We start from the raw sequence: 16,658 nt of genomic DNA on the forward strand, positions 1-16,658 counted from the left end.
AGGGAAGAGTTGAATCAATCAATCCTTAGAAATCTTGCGTTTTATGCGCTCATGTTCTTCGTCGTGTGGACGGTCGCCGACTATATGTCGGGCAGTCACCAGACACCACAGGCGACGGTGCTCAGCTACAGCGATTTTAATGCGAAGGTGAAGGACGGCGAGGTGGACAAGGTCGTCCTCGTTCAGAATAATATCCGCGGTACGCTCACGGATGGGACGGACTTCACGACCATTGCGCCGGATGCGCCGAACAGCGATCAAGACCTTTACAAGCGTCTCGCGGACAAGGGGATCAGCATTGCGGCGGAAAATCCGCCCGAGCCGCCATGGTGGCAGACGATGCTCACATCGCTGATCCCGATTGCGATTCTCATCGGCTTTTGGTTCTTTATCATGCAGCAGTCTCAGATGGGCGGCGGGCGCATGATGAACTTCGGCAAATCCCGCGTGCGCCTAATGGTGAGCGACAAGAAAAAGGTGACGTTCGCCGATGTCGCGGGCGCGGATGAGGCAAAGCAGGAGCTTGAGGAGGTCGTAGAGTTCCTCAAGACCCCGGATAAATTCAACGAACTCGGCGCACGCATCCCGAAGGGGGTGCTCCTCTTTGGTCCTCCGGGTACGGGTAAGACGCTCCTCGCAAAGGCGGTTGCCGGTGAGGCGGGCGTACAGTTCTTCACCATCAGCGGCTCCGACTTTGTCGAGATGTTCGTCGGCGTCGGTGCTTCGCGTGTGCGCGACCTGTTCGAGCAGGCGAAGAAATCCGCGCCGTGCATTGTGTTTATTGATGAAATTGATGCCGTCGGCCGCCAGCGCGGCGCAGGTCTCGGCGGCGGGCATGACGAGCGCGAGCAGACGCTCAATCAGCTGCTCGTCGAGATGGACGGCTTCGCCTCCAACGAGGGCATTATCATCATTGCAGCGACGAACCGCCCCGATGTCCTTGACCCCGCACTTTTGCGCCCCGGCCGCTTCGACCGTCAGATCGTTGTGGATAAACCCGATGTGCGCGGACGCGAGGCAATCCTGAAGGTGCATACGAAGGGCAAGCCGATTGCAGACGATGTCAATCTCGACGTGCTCGCACGCCGCACCCCGGGCTTTACGGGCGCGGATCTGAGCAACCTCGTGAATGAGGCGGCGCTTCTCGCCGCCCGCCGCAACAAGAAGAAAATCTATATGGCGGAGACGGAGGAAGCCATCGAGCGCGTGCTGGCAGGCCCTGAACGCAAATCCCACGTCATGACGGACGAGGAGAAGCGTCTCACGGCGTACCACGAGGGTGGTCATACCCTCGTCGGACTTATGCTCAAGCACGCCGACCCCGTGCACAAGGTCACGATCATTCCGCGTGGGCGCGCGGGCGGCTATATGCTGTCCCTGCCGAAGGAGGATCGTTCCTACCGCACGCGTTCGGAGCTGATTGACCGCATCAAGGTCGCACTCGGCGGACGCGTCGCCGAGGAGGTCGTGCTCGGCGAGATCAGTACGGGCGCATCGAGCGACATACAGCAGGCGACGAAGATCATCCGCAGCATGATTATGCAGTACGGCATGAGTGAGGCGGTCGGTCCCATCGCCTACGGCGAGGAAAATCATCAGGTGTTCCTCGGGCGTGACTTTAATCGCGAGCGCAACTACTCCGAGGAAGTTGCGGGCGAGATCGACCGCGAGGTGCGCCGCCACATCGAGGAGGCATACGAGGCGTGCCGCGTCATTATCACGGAGAACCGCGACAAGCTCGACCTCATTGCACAGGCACTGTTGGAACGTGAGACGCTGAACGCAGCCGAGTTGGAGGAACTCATGACGAAGGGCACGATCACGGACAAGAACAAAGACGAGAACAAGTCCGATGATACGGGAAAGCCTCTGCCGATCCCCGTTGATGTCGTTATCGACGATGCCACGCAGACGAGTGCGGAGGCGGAGCGTGCCGCTGAGGAACGCCCCGCGCCCGTTCCGACGACCGAGCCGAAATTCAACGTAACCCAGTGGAATAAATAGGAGAACAAGATGAAGGTTCTGCCGCAGGAGAGAGAACGCGGCAGAGCCTTTTCTTGGTTGCCGAATAGGCATCATACCCCACAGTTCAACGCTGCTCGTCCGTGGCGCGGTGGCAGGATTTTGTCGGGATGGGAGCGAAAACATAAGAAATTGATGTAGGGATGCCGGGGGAAATGGGTCATCATTATGTGAAGCAGTCTATGTCGAAGGGAGCAGACGTATGAAGGTTGTTATTTTGGCGGGCGGACTTGGCACGCGGATCAGCGAGGAGTCGGCACTCCGGCCGAAACCCATGATCGAGATCGGCGGCAAGCCGATTCTCTGGCACATCATGAAGATCTATTCGCACTATGGGTTTCATGAATTTGTGATCTGTCTCGGCTACAAGGGCTATATGGTCAAGGAGTATTTTGCCGACTACTACCTGCACACCTCGGATGTCACCTTTGACTTCACGCAGGGGAACAGCATGACGGTGCACAACAATGTCTCGGAGCCGTGGAAGGTGACGCTCGTCGATACGGGGCTCAATGCCCAGACGGGCTGCCGCATCAAGCGGATTCAAAAGTACATCGGTGACGAGCCGTTCATGCTGACCTATGGCGACGGTGTGAGCGATGTCGATCTGTATGCGCTCATTGCGGCACACGAGGCGAAAAAGGGGCAGGCGCTCGTTACGATGACGGCGATTCAGCCGGGCGGCAGGTTCGGCGTGCTGGATATCGAATCCTCGACCAATGAGGTTAGCCGTTTCGTTGAAAAGGCAAAGGAGGACGGCGGCTGGATCAACGGCGGCTTTATGGTGGTTGAGCCGGCGGTGTTTGACTATCTGCGCGACGACGATGACTGCGTCTTTGAGACGGAGCCGCTTGAAACGATCGCGCGGAGCGGCGGGCTTCACGCATACAAGCATACGGGGTTCTGGCAGTGCATGGACACGCAGCGGGATAAGACCCGTCTGGAAGGGCGCTGGGAAGCAGGGCGTGCGCCGTGGAAACTCTGGTAGATCGGTGGTTTCATCAGTGCTTGGAGAATAAATATGGCGAAACTGAGTATCATCATCCCGGTTTACAATATGCACGAACAGCTCAGGAAATGTGTTTGGGCGATACGCAGCACGGTGCGTCTGCCGTATGAGCTGATCGTCGTCGATGACGGATCGGCGGACTGTGTCGCCGTTCCCTCTGTGGGGGATGATGTTCGTATTCTCCGCAGGGAGGAACACGGCGGCTTTTCCCATGCGGTGAACATGGGGATTCGCGCCGCTGCCGGTGAGGTGCTGCTCTTTCTCCATGCGGATACGATGCTCGCGCCGTTTGCGGCGGAGGATATGCTCGACGCGCTGATCGAGGATACGTCGCTGGGGCTGGTGAGTGCTGTGGCTGTACGCACAGATGCGTACGGGCAGTGCAGCCCCGCGCAGGAGTATCATTCGTGGGAGGATTTTGTATCCGTCGCGGAGGCGATTCGTGACGCGGTACCGGATGTGAAGGAGCCGCTTGTCGTTGCGGAACTCTATGCGCTGATGGTGCGGCGCGATGCTGTGGATGCGGCGGGGGTTCTCGACGAGCGCTATGTGATCCCTGCAATCGCCTCCTATGACTATACGATTCGCATGACGCGGGCGGGGTATGGCGCTGCGTTCCTGCCGAAAGTATATGTGCACCATGCCGAGATGGTCATTGTGCAGGACCAGGCGGCATACGAGGAGCGGAGGCGGGAGGAACGCCGCGCTTTCCATGCGAAATGGGGCGTTTCCTTGGACTACTCGTTTTATGTGCGGCGCGATCTCCTGTCACTGATGGATCTGTCGCGCGAGGGGCTGCGCGTGCTTGAGATCGGCTGTGCCTGCGGGATGACGCTGCGTGAGATCGGGGCGCAGAACCGGACGGCAAAGCTGTACGGCGTGGAGCTGAACGAGAACGCGGCAGCGATTGCGGCTCCCTATGCGACGATCCTTTCGATGAATGTGGAGAATCTCGATCCTGCGGAGATTTCGGAACGCTTCGACTATATCGTCATGGCGGATGTGATCGAGCATCTGGTTGACCCGTGGACATCGGTGCGAAATATGCGGGAGCTGCTTGCCCCGGGCGGTATGCTCGTAGCGAGTATTCCGAATGTGTCGAACATCAGAAATATATTTGATGTAGTCAGAGGGTTCTGGTCATATCAGGATCTCGGGCTGCTTGACCGCACGCATCTGCGTTTCTTTACCAAGCATGAAATTATCGAGCTCTTTCAGGGAGCGGGATATGTGATTGAGGATTTACGGTGGCACGTGGTCTCGATCCCCGACTTTATCGAGGCGTTCCGAACGGAGCTTTTGTCCCTAAAGACGGTTCCCGTCTGTGCGGATGATCTGGACGCCTATCAATACTTCGTGTTGGCGCGCCGTGCGTAGGCGGATTCCTCTTTCTGTATATTTTTGTGGCGGGAAGCCGTTATCTGCGTTATAATGGGGCGGATAACGGCTTTTTGATTGGGTGGTGTATATGAGCAGCGATGTGTTGGAGCTGCTGCGCACGGCGGGCGGCTATATCTCGGGGGAAAAGATGGCGCAGCGTCTCGGTGTGACGCGTGCGGCGGTGTGGAAGAAGATTGCGGCGCTGCGCGAGGCGGGTTATGATATAGCAAGCGCACCGCGCAGCGGATATGTGCTGCAGGGCGCACCGGATCGTTTGATCGAAACGGAGATCACGCAGGGACTCGCGACACGGCTCATCGGGCGAAAGGTGATCTGCTATGATACCGTGAACTCGACGAATCTCGTCCTCAAGGATCTCGCGCGTGCGGGGGCGGAGGACGGGACGGTGGTGGTCGCCGACAGTCAGGGAACAGGACGCGGGCGCATGGAGCGTGCGTTTTTCTCGCCGCCCGGCAAGGGCATCTGGGTGAGCATCCTGCTGCGTCCGACGTTCCTGCCGCAGGATGCGCCGAAGTGTACGCTGATGGCGGCGGTTGCGGTGGCGCGTGCGATGGAAAAATTTGGACTGCGTGCGGCGATCAAGTGGCCGAACGACATCTTGCACGACGGACGCAAGCTGGTCGGCATCCTCACGGAGATGAGCGCGGAGATGGATCGCGTGAACTACGTTGTGATCGGCATTGGCATCAATGTGAACATTGCGCCCGAGGATTTCCCCGCCGAGCTGCGTTCGATTGCGACTTCGCTGATGCAGATGAAAGGAGAGCCGCTGCCACGCGTGGCGTTTTTGCAGGAACTCCTGCGTGCGCTCGATGATCTCTATGCACAGGCGGAGCACGATGGCTTTGCGCCCGTCTTGGCGGCGTGGCGGGAATATGCAGTGACGCTTGGACAGACGGTGCGCGTGATTGCTCCCGCCGGCGAGGAGTTCGAGGGCGTCGCGTTGGATATCGATGCAGAGGGAGCTCTCCTCATCGAAACAGAAGCGGGACAACGACGTGTGTTGGCGGGGGATGTGTCCATCCGCCCGAAGAAATAGTACGGAGGAAAGAACTTGCTGCTAGTATTGGACATTGGCAACAGCAACATCGTCATGGGCGCGTACGAGGGGCGAAAGCTCCTGCGGCATTGGCGCATCTCGACGGATCGACAGAAGACAGGCGACGAATACGGCATTCTGTTCAACGAGCTGTTTCGTTATCAGGGCATTCAGATGTCGGACATCAAGGCGATCATTATATCGTCGGTTGTGCCGCCGCTCGTCGTGCCACTGCGCAAGATGTGTGAACGGTATTTCCGCATCCGCCCGCTGATCGTCGGTCCCGGCATACGGACGGGGATACGCCTGAACTATGAGAACCCGCGTGCCATCGGTGCCGACCGTATTGTGAATGTCATCGGTGCGCACGAGCAGTTTGGCGGGCCGCTTATCGTCATTGACATCGGGACGGCGACGACGTTCGACATCGTGGCGGAGAACGGGGACTTCCTCGGCGGCGTGATTGCGCCCGGGCTTGGGTTGAGTGCGGAGGCGCTCTTTCAGCGTGCGGCGCAGCTGCCGCGCATCGAACTTGTGCCGCCCAAGACGGTCGTCTGCCGCAGCACGATTCAGGGGATGCAGGCGGGCATCATCTACGGCTTCGTCGGACAGATCGATGAAATTGTGCGTCGCATCAAGGCGGAGCTTGCGATGGAGATGAAGGTGGTCGCGACGGGTGGCTTTGCCCGCATGGTGGCAAAGGAATCGCAGACGATTGACAAGGTCGATCACTTCCTGACGCTCACGGGGCTGCGCGTTCTCTACGAGCGGAATCAACCGTGACCGCGATGATGAAGCCCATGAAGATTGGCGCGTTCACGTTCAACGATCCTGTCTTTCTTGCGCCCATGGCGGGGGTGACGGATACGGCATATCGTGTGATCGCGCACGATATGGGCTGTCCGCTCGCGTTCGCGGAGATGGTGAGCAGTCAGGGCATCCACTACCGGAATGAGCATACGATGAAGATGCTCAAGACGGAGGCGGGAGAGCGTCCGATTGCAATGCAGATCTTCGCAAAGTCGGCGGCGATGGCGGCGGAGGCTGCCGCCTACGTCGAGGAGATCGGCACGGCGGACATTCTGGATTTCAACATGGGCTGTCCCGCGCCGAAGGTTGTGAAGAACGGCGAGGGCTCGGCGCTCATGCGCGAGCCGAAAAAGGCGGAGGTAATATTGACCGCGATTCGCCGCGCGACGAAGCTGCCGTTTACGGTGAAAATGCGGCTCGGATGGGACGATTCCTCGCGCAACGCCGTGGAGATTGCGCGGATGGCGGAGGCGGTCGGCGTGGACGCGGTCGCCGTACACGGGCGGACGCGCGAGCAGTTCTACAGCGGCAATGCGGACTATGCGGCGATTGGAGAGGTCAAACGCGCTGTGCATATCCCCGTGATTGTGAGCGGTGACATTCGACGCCCCTCTGATCTCGCGCGTGCGCTCGACATCACGGGCGCGGATGCGGTGATGATCGGGCGCGGAGCGCAGGGGAATCCGTGGATTTTTCCGCAGCTCATCCACTGGCTGCACACGGGGGCGGAACTGCCCCCGCCGACCCTTGCGGAGCGTGCGCGGGTGATCCTGCGGCATCTGGATCTCCTCGTCGGGTATAAAGGCGAGTACATCGGCATCCGCGAGATGCGAAAACACGCGGCGTGGTACACGCGCGGGCTGAAAGGCAGCGCGGAGCTGCGCGAGCGGTTCAATCGCGCGGCATCGCGTGAGGAGTTTGCAGGGATTTTGCATACCGCATGGGATATATGATATGGAGCGTTGTTGTGATGATGTCCTTAAGCGAACCATAGTGGAGCAAGCGGAGGAAGCGCACGGTACGCCCCGGCGGATTTCTTTCGTTCAAGCGAAGCGCGTTTAAGAAGTCCGCCGGTATTTAAGCGTACAAGGGCGCGACCGCTTGCGTAACTAAGTGTTCGCGTAGGACATCTCACAAGAAATCATACATGTATGAAAGGAACTATTATGAGTGACGATAAGAAGGCATCGGTCTGGTCGAAATACACGGAGGCGGAGCGTGCGGCAGTCGATGCACTCGCGTACGGCTACATTGATTTCCTCTCGGACTGCAAGACGGAGCGCGAGAGCGTGACGGAGGCGGTGCGTCTGGCGCAGGTGGCGGGCTACCGCGACCTTGCGGATGTCGTTGCAAAGGGCGGCACGCTGAAGGCGGGGGACAAGGTCTACGCCGTCAACATGAAGAAGGCAATCGTGCTCTTTCACATCGGGACGGAGCCGATGGAGCATGGCATGAACATCCTCGGTGCGCACATCGACACCTGCCGCCTTGATGTGAAGCAGAACCCGCTGTATGAGGACAATGGTCTGGCATATTTCGACACGCACTACTACGGCGGCATCAAGAAGTACCAGTGGGTGACGATCCCGCTCGCTTTGCATGGTGTTGTCGTAAAGAAGGATGGCACGGTGGTGGAGATCGCACTCGGTGAGAAGGCGGACGATCCCGTGTTCTGCGTGACGGATCTGCTCGTCCATCTCTCGCAGGAGCAGCTTGAGAAAAAGGCGGCGAAGGTCATCGAGGGCGAGAAGCTGGATGTGCTCATCGGCGGCTACGCGCTGAAAAAAGACGACAAGGAATCTGTAAAGGATGGGATTCTCGCTCTGCTCAAGGAGCACTATGACATCGCCGAGGAGGACTTCAACTCGGCGGAGCTGACGCTCGTTCCGGCGGGACGTGCACGCGAGCTTGGCTTTGACCGCAGCATGGTGCTCGGCTACGGGCAGGACGACCGCGTCTGCTCCTACACGGCGCTGTGCTCCATGCTTGAGACGGTCGCACCGAAGCGTACGGCGTGCTGTCTGCTCGTAGACAAGGAGGAGATCGGCAGCGTCGGTGCGACAGGGATGCAGTCACGGTTCTTTGAGAATATGGTTGCGGAGGTGCTCTCCGCTTGCGGGCAGTATACGGAGATTGCCCTGCGCCGCACCCTCGCACATTCGAAAATGCTCTCGTCGGACGTCTCAAGCGCGTACGATGGGCTCTATGCGGATGCGTTTGAGAAGAAGAATGTCGCCTACCTCGGGCGCGGCATGGTGTTCAACAAGTTCACGGGCGCACGCGGTAAGTCCGGATCGAGCGATGCGCGTGCGGAATACCTCGGCGAGCTGCGCCGCATGATGGACGAGAACAACGTCAGCTATCAGCTTGCGGAACTCGGGCGCGTTGATCTCGGCGGCGGCGGGACGATCGCCTACATCATGGCACGCTACGGCATGGACGTGATCGACAACGGTGTTGCTGTCATGAGTATGCACGCGCCGTGGGAAGTCACGAGCAAGGCTGACATCTACGAGATGAAGAAGGGCTATGACGTGTTTCTGCGGAATGCGTGAGGAAGATTTGAAGAAATGCCCTTGCCGTCGTTTGGCGGCAGGGGTGTTTTTTTGGAAAGGAGCGCTCTATGGTTTCGGCGCAGATGTATGAGCTTGGTACGAAAAAATCCACGATCCGCACGATTTTTGAATACGGACAGAAACGTGCGGCGGAGGTCGGCGCGGAGAATGTCTTTGACTTCAGCCTCGGCAATCCGAACGTACCGACGCCCGATTTCATTCGGGATGCGGCGGTGGACATTCTGACGCACAGCGACCCGATGGAGGTGCACGGTTATACAATCGCCCCCGGCAAGCCGCAGGTGCGCGAGATCCTTGCCGCCGACCTCAAAAAGAGATTCGGACTGGAAGTCGCAGGGAAAAATCTCTTCCTCACGGCGGGGGCGGCGGCATCCGTGACAATCGTGTTCAAGGCACTGACGGAGGCGGGCGATGAGTTCATCACGATTGCACCGTTTTTCCCAGAGTACCGCGTTTTTGTCGAGGCGTGCGGGGGGAGGCTCGTCGTTGTGCCTGCAAAGACGGATGATTTTCAGATCGACTTCACGGCACTCGAAGCGGCAATCACGCCGCACACGAAAGCCGTTGTGATCAACTCGCCGAACAATCCGAGCGGCGCAGTCTACAGTGCGGAGACCATTCGGCGGCTTGCAGAGCTTTTACGTGCAAAGGAAGTGGAGTTCGGGCATCCGATCTTTATCATTGCGGATGAGCCGTACCGCGAGATCGTCTACGATGGACTGACCGTACCGTGTATTCCTCTCATCTACGAGAACACGATCGTCTGCTACTCCTACAGCAAGTCCTTTTCCCTGCCGGGCGAGCGCATCGGATACATTGTCGTGCCGGATACTGCTGTGGATTTTGCGCGTGTCTACGGTGCGATTGCGGGGGCGGCGCGTGTCCTTACGCACGTCAATGCACCTTCGCTCTGGCAGCTTGTCATTGCGCGGTGTGCGGGAAAGGCTGCCGATCTGAGCACATACGCACATAACGCAAATCTCCTCTATGAAGGATTGTCGGCGGCAGGGTTTGACTGTATGCGTCCGCAGGGGGCGTTCTATCTCTTTCCGAAGGCTCTTGAGGAGGATGATGCCGCATTCTGTACACGTGCGCGGGAGTTCGACCTGCTCCTCGTACCGGGCGCGGACTTCGGCTGTCCCGGCTATTTTCGCGCGGCATACTGTGTGCGTACGGCGATGATCGAACGTGCGCTGCCCCGGTTTCAAAAGTTGGCAAAAACCTACAAATAAATACATGAATGAAGTTCGTTAATAATAACTTCATTAAAAAGACATATTGACAATCGGTCTTTACGGAGCTATACTTAGAACCGATTTACGTTCTGAAAAGCGTATCATTATCAATGGTACACTTTAACTATTGAGTTTTTACGTGCTGACTGCGCGTTTGACAAGGAAGGTGTTCTTTTTGACCAGTGCTGAACTCTTTGAAAAAGGCGGACCTGTAATGTATCTGCTGCTCCTGTGCTCACTCACGGTGGCAGCGATTGCGATTGACCGCTTTTTGCTCTATCGCCGTGCATCGCAGGGGGCGCGCGCCCTTGAGGCGGATGTCGCCGCCGCGCTCCGCAAGAAGAAGCTGGATGAAGTGGCACCCGCTGTAAAGGGGAAGGACAACATGGTTGCCCATCTCATACAGAGTGCGGTTGATGCGCGTGCGGCGGGGGAGGATGTTCCCATGACCATCGAGGCGGTCTACGGCGAGGCGGCAATGCTCCTGCGTGCGCGTCTGAACTATCTCTCGACGATTGTCACGCTTGCGCCGCTCCTTGGGCTTCTCGGCACGATCTCGGGCATGATCCAGTCGTTCAGCGTGTTCAACCTGCAGGCGGGGCAGCCCATGGCGATTACGGGCGGCATCGGAGAGGCGCTGATTGCAACAGCGACGGGACTTCTCGTCGCGATCTTTGCACTCATTGTACACACCTACTTCGCACAGCGTATGGATACGATGCTGACGCTGCTCGAAAAGACGATGAATACCCTGCTCGCCGGCTTTGCCGCAAACGATGGAGGTCGTTCTCATGCGTCGTAATTTTCATGAGGTGCGCGAACCGCTCGTCATGATTATCCCGATGATCGATATCATGCTCTTTCTGCTCGTATTCTTTATGCTCAGTACGATGTATATGGTGAACGCGAGCACGGTGCAGGTCAATCTCCCGCAGGCGACGAGCGCAAAGCAGGATACACGCCCGCACATCGTCTCCATCACGGTGACGGAGGAGGGCAAGATCCTCTTTGACCGTGACGAAGAACCGACGCGGGAACTCACGGCGCGGGTCAAGACACAGCTTGAGGATGATCCCGATACGGTGTTCGTTGTGCGCGGTGACAAGAAGGCGGACTATCAGTATGTTGTCGCCGTCTTTGACGCACTGAAAGAGGCGGGGACACGCCACGTATCCATCGCGACGGAGACGGGAGGGGTCTGAGTGCACTATCAGACACATTGGCGGCTCGCCTTTGTCCTCGCGTTCTTCTTCCACATTGTTGCGTGGCTTTTCCTCATGGTGCTCATCCCTCATGTGTTCAAGGCTCTTGAAACACCTCCGCAGGAGGAGCCGATGGAGTGGGTCGAACTCGCGGAGGACTTGGGGATGCCGGAGGAGGAGCAGCAGGAGGAGGAACCTCCGCCGCCCCCGCCCCCGCCGCCCGAACCTGAGCAGGAGGAAGAAGAACCTGCCGTGGTCGAGGCGGAGGTACCCGAGGAAGCCATTACAGAGATCCTGAAGGAAGTCGAGGAACCCCCCGAGAAGGAAGCCCCGAAGGTGCTCAGCTCGGGTACCGGCAAGCAGATCGGTATGCCGGGCAAAATTCTCCACGCAGAGCAGCCGCCCTATGGTGTCATTGAGTTCAAGGGGCGCATCGCTGTTTCGGCGCATATCGGCACGGACGGCAAGGTCATGTGGACGAAGATTCAAATTTCCTCGGGGAACACACTCTATGACCGTATGGCGCGGCGTATTGTCGAGAAACAATGGAAATTTGAGCCCGCGAAGGATCGCAACGGACAGGCGATGGAATCCGATATGCAGTGTCCTGTTTATTTCAACATGAAGCCCGCACGCAAGATCAAATAGTGTGCGCGGAAAGGGGAGGGGACGAACAATCCCATGAGAAAACTCTTTGTATTTATCACGGCACTTTTTCTGCTCCTGCCGGCGGCAACTACGGACGCTGCGCAGACATGGCAGCAGATTCATGACCGCATCGGTGTCCAGCTGGATCAGGTCTATGAGATCTACCGGACGGGCAACGCCGAGGGGGCGAAGGATGCCGTCAACGATATTTACTACGGCATCTACGAAAAGGATGGTCTTGAGAGTGCGGTGCGCAGCGGGATCTCCTCGAAGAGTGCGAACCTCACGGAGTACCAGTTCTACACACTGAAAAAGGCGATCCGCTCGGGTGCGCCGCAGTCCGAGGTGGAAGCTGAGGGGAAAAAACTCCTCGATATGGTTCAGACGGAAGTGACGACCCTTGAAACCAAGGGGGTCGAGTCGGGCGGCTGGGGAATGTTCCTGCAGGCGTTCCTCATCCTTCTGCGTGAGGGCGTTGAAGCGATCCTCGTGCTTGTCGGCATCATCGCCTATCTCGGACGCGCCGGGCACGAGAAGGAAATCTCCATTGTCTACAACTGGGGGATTGCCGGCATCGTGGCGAGCTTTATCTCGGCATATCTCTTCGTCGCCGTGCTCGACAACTCGTCGACGACGGGATCGGGGCGTGAGATCATTGAGGGCTGTACCGCACTCTTTGCCGTACTCGTCCTTCTCGGTACATCCGCATGGATGGGCGGCAAGTCGAATGCAAAGGCGTGGAAGTCCTACATCGACAGTCAGGTGAAGCTGACGCTCTCGACGGGCAAATCCCGCGCGCTCGGCTTTGCGGTATTCCTCGCTGTCTACCGCGAGGGGGCGGAGGTCATTCTCTTCTATCAGGCACTCTTCAACAACGCCATCGGTGATGTCGATATGATCTGGGGCGGCTTTGTCGCTGCGTGTGCGGCGCTTGCCCTGCTCTTCTTCCTCATGCAGCGCGGCGCACTGCGCATCCCGATCGGTCCGTTCTTCAAGGTGACGAGCGCGTTCATGTTTGCGCTCGCGGTTACATTCCTTGGCGGCGGGCTCAAGGAATTGCAGGAGGCGGATGTGATCTCCACCTCGGTCATTGAGAGTATCCCTGTTCCGAGCATTGATTTGCTCGGCCTTTATCCCACCTATGAAACCGTTGTGCCGCAGCTTTTGCTGATTCTCGCGGCTGTCGCAGCGGTATCATATAGAAAGCGCTCTGCTGCGGCAGAGTCGTAAGGGAAGCACTGATAAATTCAGCACCGCCATCTTGACGCATCTTTTTTGCCCGCACTGTGTCGGCAAATCCTCCACATAGCTTTGGCTATGCGTCCGGTTTGCCTCCTTGTTCGGACGAAAAAATCTACGCCAATCTGACGGACTTCATTTTATCAGCGATTCCTAAGTTGTAGTTCCTCGCAAGAGGGAGCAGTGTTTCATCATTTTAAGGAGGATTATCCCATGAAGAAATCCGGTCTCAGTTTGCTCAAGAAGGCGCTTGCTATCGGCGCTGTCGCATTCTCCACGTTCGCGATCAATGCGAATGTCAGCGAAGCTGCGTTCGAGGAGTTCCCGATCGGTGACGAGATCGAGGATTCGACGAACCACTTCAAGGTTGCACTCGTATACTTCCAGCCGGTTACGATGGATGGCGGCATGAGCCTTCCTGCGGATCAGGCGGATATTCACATTGAGACGGATATCCATGCAACCGAGGGCAACGAGTGCGGCTTCGGTGTCGGCGAGTGGATTCCCTATCTGACGGTGCACTACAAGTTCACGAAGCGTGAGACGGGCGAGAGCATCGAGGGCGTGTTCATGCCGATGAGCGCGGACGACGGCCCGCACTACGGCGCGAATGTCAAGATGCTCGGCGCAGGCACGTATGACTGCGACTTCTCGATCGACAGCCCCGTACGCCAGAACTATATGCTCCACACCGATCCCGAGACGGGCGTTCCGGGGCGTTTCTGGACCGAGCCGGTCAAGATGCACTGGGTGTTCGACTACGTTCCGCGTAAGTGGTAATTTCCGTTGCTCACGGGCAGCAGCGACACGGTTCTTCCGTGTTCGCCGCTGTCCTGCCGAACATAGAACAGCTGCCGTCCTGCGGGGATGGCGGCTTTTCTAGTAGGAAAGGGTTATTACAATGTTACAGGCGTTTCTACAAGAGCTCGTACCGGCACTTGAGGAGAGCATCAAGCTCGCCGTGCCGCTTGGCATTTTGCTTGCAATTATTCTGCCCCTGCCGAATCAAAGCATTCGCCATACCTTTACGCGCGTTCTGAAATGGGGGTTCTTCCTCTCGATCTTCATGACGGCGGTTCGCGTCGGTACACGTTCGGCGGTCAATCGAGAGATCTTCGAGAGCATGGCGATCATCCTCGATCTTGCGGCGGCACTTGTTCTGTGCATCATTCTCCTGCGCAGCCTCCATCGCGTATGGACGGCGGGGGAGGAGCGCGTGTTCCGCATTGCGGTCGGGGCGCTGACACTGGGGCTCTTTCTCTATCACGGACTCGAACTCTGGCTGATTCCCGTCGGTACGGTACAGGTGGCGATGGGCGAGTATTTTACGCTTGTGTTCTTCGTTAAAATACTTGGGTTTGTCGCCGGCATCTTCTTTGGCTTCCTCTCCGGGTACCTCGCGTACAAGGCGGCGGCGGCACTCAACCACGGGCGGCTTGTATTCGTCTTTACCGTGCAAGTCATCGCGACGGCGATTCAGCAGATCATCTTTGTCATGACGGTCATGATGGCACGGCAGGTGTTCGGTGCACAGGCGCTCATCTCCATCATGGCGCCCTTTATCGACCATCAGAACATGGTGATCTATGCCATCTATTTCGTTTCGATCCTTGTTCCTGTCACGCTCTTTTTGCAGCCGCGTCCGGAGCGCCCCATCGGGGCAAATCCCGCGCAGTACCGTCAGATCGTCTCGCGTGCGATTCGGCGCAAGCGTTGGGGGACGGGGCTTCTCGCGATGCTCGTGCTGACGATTCTCGTCTCAAGTGCGGGCGGTTGGTATGCGAACAAGAAGGACGTACTTGCTCCTGCGGTCGCCATCAAGGCGGAGAACGGGCTTGTGCAGATCCCACTGGAGGAGGTTTCGGACGGGCATCTCCACCGCTATGCGTTCCGCTCATCGAGCGGGACGGAGGTGCGTGTGATCGTTGTTCAAAAGGGCGGCTCCGCGTTCGGTGTCGGGCTGGACGCGTGTGAAATCTGCGGTGCGACGGGCTATTTCGAACGCGACGGACAGATCGTCTGTCGTCTTTGTGACGTTGTCATGAACAAGGCGACGATCGGCCTCCCCGGCGGATGCAATCCGATTCCCGTGGAGTATCGCGTGGCAGGCGGTGCGGTGCAGATTTCGGCGGATACGCTCGAAGCGGCACAGGTGCATTTCCGCTGATGGCGGTATGAGAGGAGGAAAGCCATGTTTTGGCAAATGGTAAAAGGGGCGCTCATCCGCCAGCGCGGGAGGTTCATCCTCATCGCACTGACGGTTGCGCTCGGGGTCTCGCTCGCGACCGCCATGCTGAATGTCATGTTCGACATCGGCGAGAAGGTCAATCAGGAGCTGAAGGCGTTCGGCGCAAATATCACGGTTACGCCGCGCAACTCGATGGTGCTCAAGGATCTCTACGGCGTGGAAACGACGACGAGTACGCATCGTGAATATTTGGATGAAGCGGATCTCGGCAACATCAAGACGATTTTCTGGACGAACAACATCGTCGCATTCGCCCCCTCGCTGACGACGAACGTCACGCTCGGGGACGGCGGGACGGTTCCGTTCTTTGGCACGTGGTTCGAGCATACCCTCACGCTGCCGACGGATGAGGTGTACACCACGGGTGTGAAGTTCATGAAGTCGTGGTGGCACGTTGACGGTGACTGGGCGGATGATACAAAGGCGGACGAGGTGCTCGTCGGCACGAAGCTCGCGCAGAAGCTCGGCGTTTCGGCGGGCAGTACGCTCTCCTACAAAAAGCCGGACGGCACGGATGGCACACTGACAGTCACGGGCATCCTTTCGGGCGGCGGCGACGAGGAGAATCAGATTGTCGGTTCGCTCCAGCTCGCTCAGAGTCTTGCAAATGCAGCGGGTAAGATCGATCAGGTCGAGGTCAGTGCGATGACGACGCCGGAGAACGATCTCGCCCGCAAGGCGGCGGAGAACCCGAAATCGCTCTCGCAGTCGGAGTATGACATCTGGTACTGCACTTCGTACGTCGGTTCGATTGCCTATCAGATTGAGGAGGTTATGCAGAACGCGGCGGCACATCCCGTCCGTCAGATTGCCGAATCCGAGGGCAAGATCCTCGACAAGACACAGCTGCTGATGCTGCTCATCACGGTGCTCTCGCTGCTTTCGTCCAGCCTTGGTGTCAGCAACCTCATCAGCGCGAACATCATGGAGCGCAGCCGCGAACTCGGACTTTTGAAGGCGCTTGGCGCAACCAATATTGCGGTCGTGCTCTCCGTTCTGGCAGAGATCTTTATCGCCGGGATTATGGGCGGCATCCTCGGTTATGTCGTGGGGCTTGGCTTTGCCCAGCTGATCGGCGAGAATGTCTTTGGCTCGGGCATTGCGGTGAATCCGTATGTTATCCCGATCATCGCCGTGCTCATGTCGCTCGTGCTCGTGATCGGGAGCGTGCCCGCGATCCGTATGCTTCTGTCGCTGCAGCCGGCAGAGGTTCTCTATGGCAGGTGATG

General features: G+C 58.1%; 15 protein-coding genes. All 15 read left to right on the forward strand.

All coding sequences use genetic code 11. The features are described from left to right. Nucleotides 1-9: 9 nt before the first annotated feature. The 15 genes from ftsH (at nucleotide 10) to QU667_RS03585 (ending at nucleotide 16,656) form a co-directional block, all read left to right on the forward strand. Complete coding sequence (gene ftsH / locus QU667_RS03510) at nucleotides 10-2,004, forward strand: ATP-dependent zinc metalloprotease FtsH (RefSeq protein ID WP_304987944.1); 1,995 nt, start codon at nucleotides 10-12, stop codon at nucleotides 2,002-2,004. Nucleotides 2,005-2,224: 220 nt separating this feature from the next. Then, nucleotides 2,225-3,010 (forward strand): glucose-1-phosphate cytidylyltransferase, encoded by a 786-nt coding sequence (gene rfbF, locus QU667_RS03515; protein WP_304987945.1) that lies wholly within the window; start codon nucleotides 2,225-2,227, stop codon nucleotides 3,008-3,010. Between the two features lie 33 nt (nucleotides 3,011-3,043). Next, on the forward strand, nucleotides 3,044-4,408 hold the full coding sequence (locus tag QU667_RS03520; RefSeq protein WP_304987946.1) for a bifunctional glycosyltransferase/class I SAM-dependent methyltransferase: 1,365 nt from the start codon (nucleotides 3,044-3,046) through the stop codon (nucleotides 4,406-4,408). A gap of 91 nt (nucleotides 4,409-4,499) precedes the next feature. Further along, entirely contained in the window at nucleotides 4,500-5,471 is a 972-nt protein-coding gene (locus tag QU667_RS03525; protein WP_304987947.1) for a biotin--[acetyl-CoA-carboxylase] ligase, read from the forward strand. A gap of 15 nt (nucleotides 5,472-5,486) precedes the next feature. Continuing rightward, nucleotides 5,487-6,254 (forward strand): type III pantothenate kinase, encoded by a 768-nt coding sequence (locus QU667_RS03530; protein ID WP_304987948.1) that lies wholly within the window; start codon nucleotides 5,487-5,489, stop codon nucleotides 6,252-6,254. An 8-nt stretch (nucleotides 6,255-6,262) separates the two neighbouring features. Then, on the forward strand, nucleotides 6,263-7,234 hold the full coding sequence (gene dusB, locus QU667_RS03535; protein WP_304988396.1) for a tRNA dihydrouridine synthase DusB: 972 nt from the start codon (nucleotides 6,263-6,265) through the stop codon (nucleotides 7,232-7,234). Nucleotides 7,235-7,447: 213 nt separating this feature from the next. Beyond that, nucleotides 7,448-8,836, forward strand: a complete 1,389-nt coding sequence (locus tag QU667_RS03540) for an aminopeptidase (RefSeq protein WP_304987950.1) — start codon at nucleotides 7,448-7,450, stop codon at nucleotides 8,834-8,836. 68 nt (nucleotides 8,837-8,904) lie between these two features. Further along, nucleotides 8,905-10,089, forward strand: a complete 1,185-nt coding sequence (locus tag QU667_RS03545; RefSeq protein WP_304987951.1) for a pyridoxal phosphate-dependent aminotransferase — start codon at nucleotides 8,905-8,907, stop codon at nucleotides 10,087-10,089. Between the two features lie 217 nt (nucleotides 10,090-10,306). Next, nucleotides 10,307-10,894 (forward strand): MotA/TolQ/ExbB proton channel family protein, encoded by a 588-nt coding sequence (locus tag QU667_RS03550; protein ID WP_304988398.1) that lies wholly within the window; start codon nucleotides 10,307-10,309, stop codon nucleotides 10,892-10,894. Continuing rightward, nucleotides 10,884-11,294, forward strand: coding sequence for an ExbD/TolR family protein (locus tag QU667_RS03555; protein WP_304987952.1), 411 nt, complete (start codon nucleotides 10,884-10,886; stop codon nucleotides 11,292-11,294). Before QU667_RS03550 ends, QU667_RS03555 begins: the two co-directional genes overlap by 11 nt. Further along, nucleotides 11,295-11,942: a TonB family protein gene (locus QU667_RS03560; RefSeq protein ID WP_304987953.1), complete on the forward strand. Its 648-nt coding sequence runs from the start codon at nucleotides 11,295-11,297 to the stop codon at nucleotides 11,940-11,942. Between the two features lie 33 nt (nucleotides 11,943-11,975). Beyond that, nucleotides 11,976-13,172 (forward strand): FTR1 family iron permease, encoded by a 1,197-nt coding sequence (locus tag QU667_RS03565; protein WP_304987954.1) that lies wholly within the window; start codon nucleotides 11,976-11,978, stop codon nucleotides 13,170-13,172. 222 nt (nucleotides 13,173-13,394) lie between these two features. Then, complete coding sequence (locus QU667_RS03575; protein WP_304987955.1) at nucleotides 13,395-13,961, forward strand: iron transporter; 567 nt, start codon at nucleotides 13,395-13,397, stop codon at nucleotides 13,959-13,961. Between the two features lie 121 nt (nucleotides 13,962-14,082). Next, nucleotides 14,083-15,348: a DUF2318 domain-containing protein gene (locus QU667_RS03580; RefSeq protein ID WP_304987956.1), complete on the forward strand. Its 1,266-nt coding sequence runs from the start codon at nucleotides 14,083-14,085 to the stop codon at nucleotides 15,346-15,348. Nucleotides 15,349-15,372: 24 nt separating this feature from the next. Beyond that, a complete protein-coding gene (locus QU667_RS03585) occupies nucleotides 15,373-16,656 on the forward strand; it encodes an ABC transporter permease (protein ID WP_304987957.1) in 1,284 nt (427 codons plus the stop codon). Nucleotides 16,657-16,658 lie beyond the last annotated feature (2 nt).

The sequence above is a fragment of the Selenomonas dianae genome (assembly GCF_030644225.1).
GTDB lineage: Bacteria > Bacillota > Negativicutes > Selenomonadales > Selenomonadaceae > Centipeda > Centipeda dianae.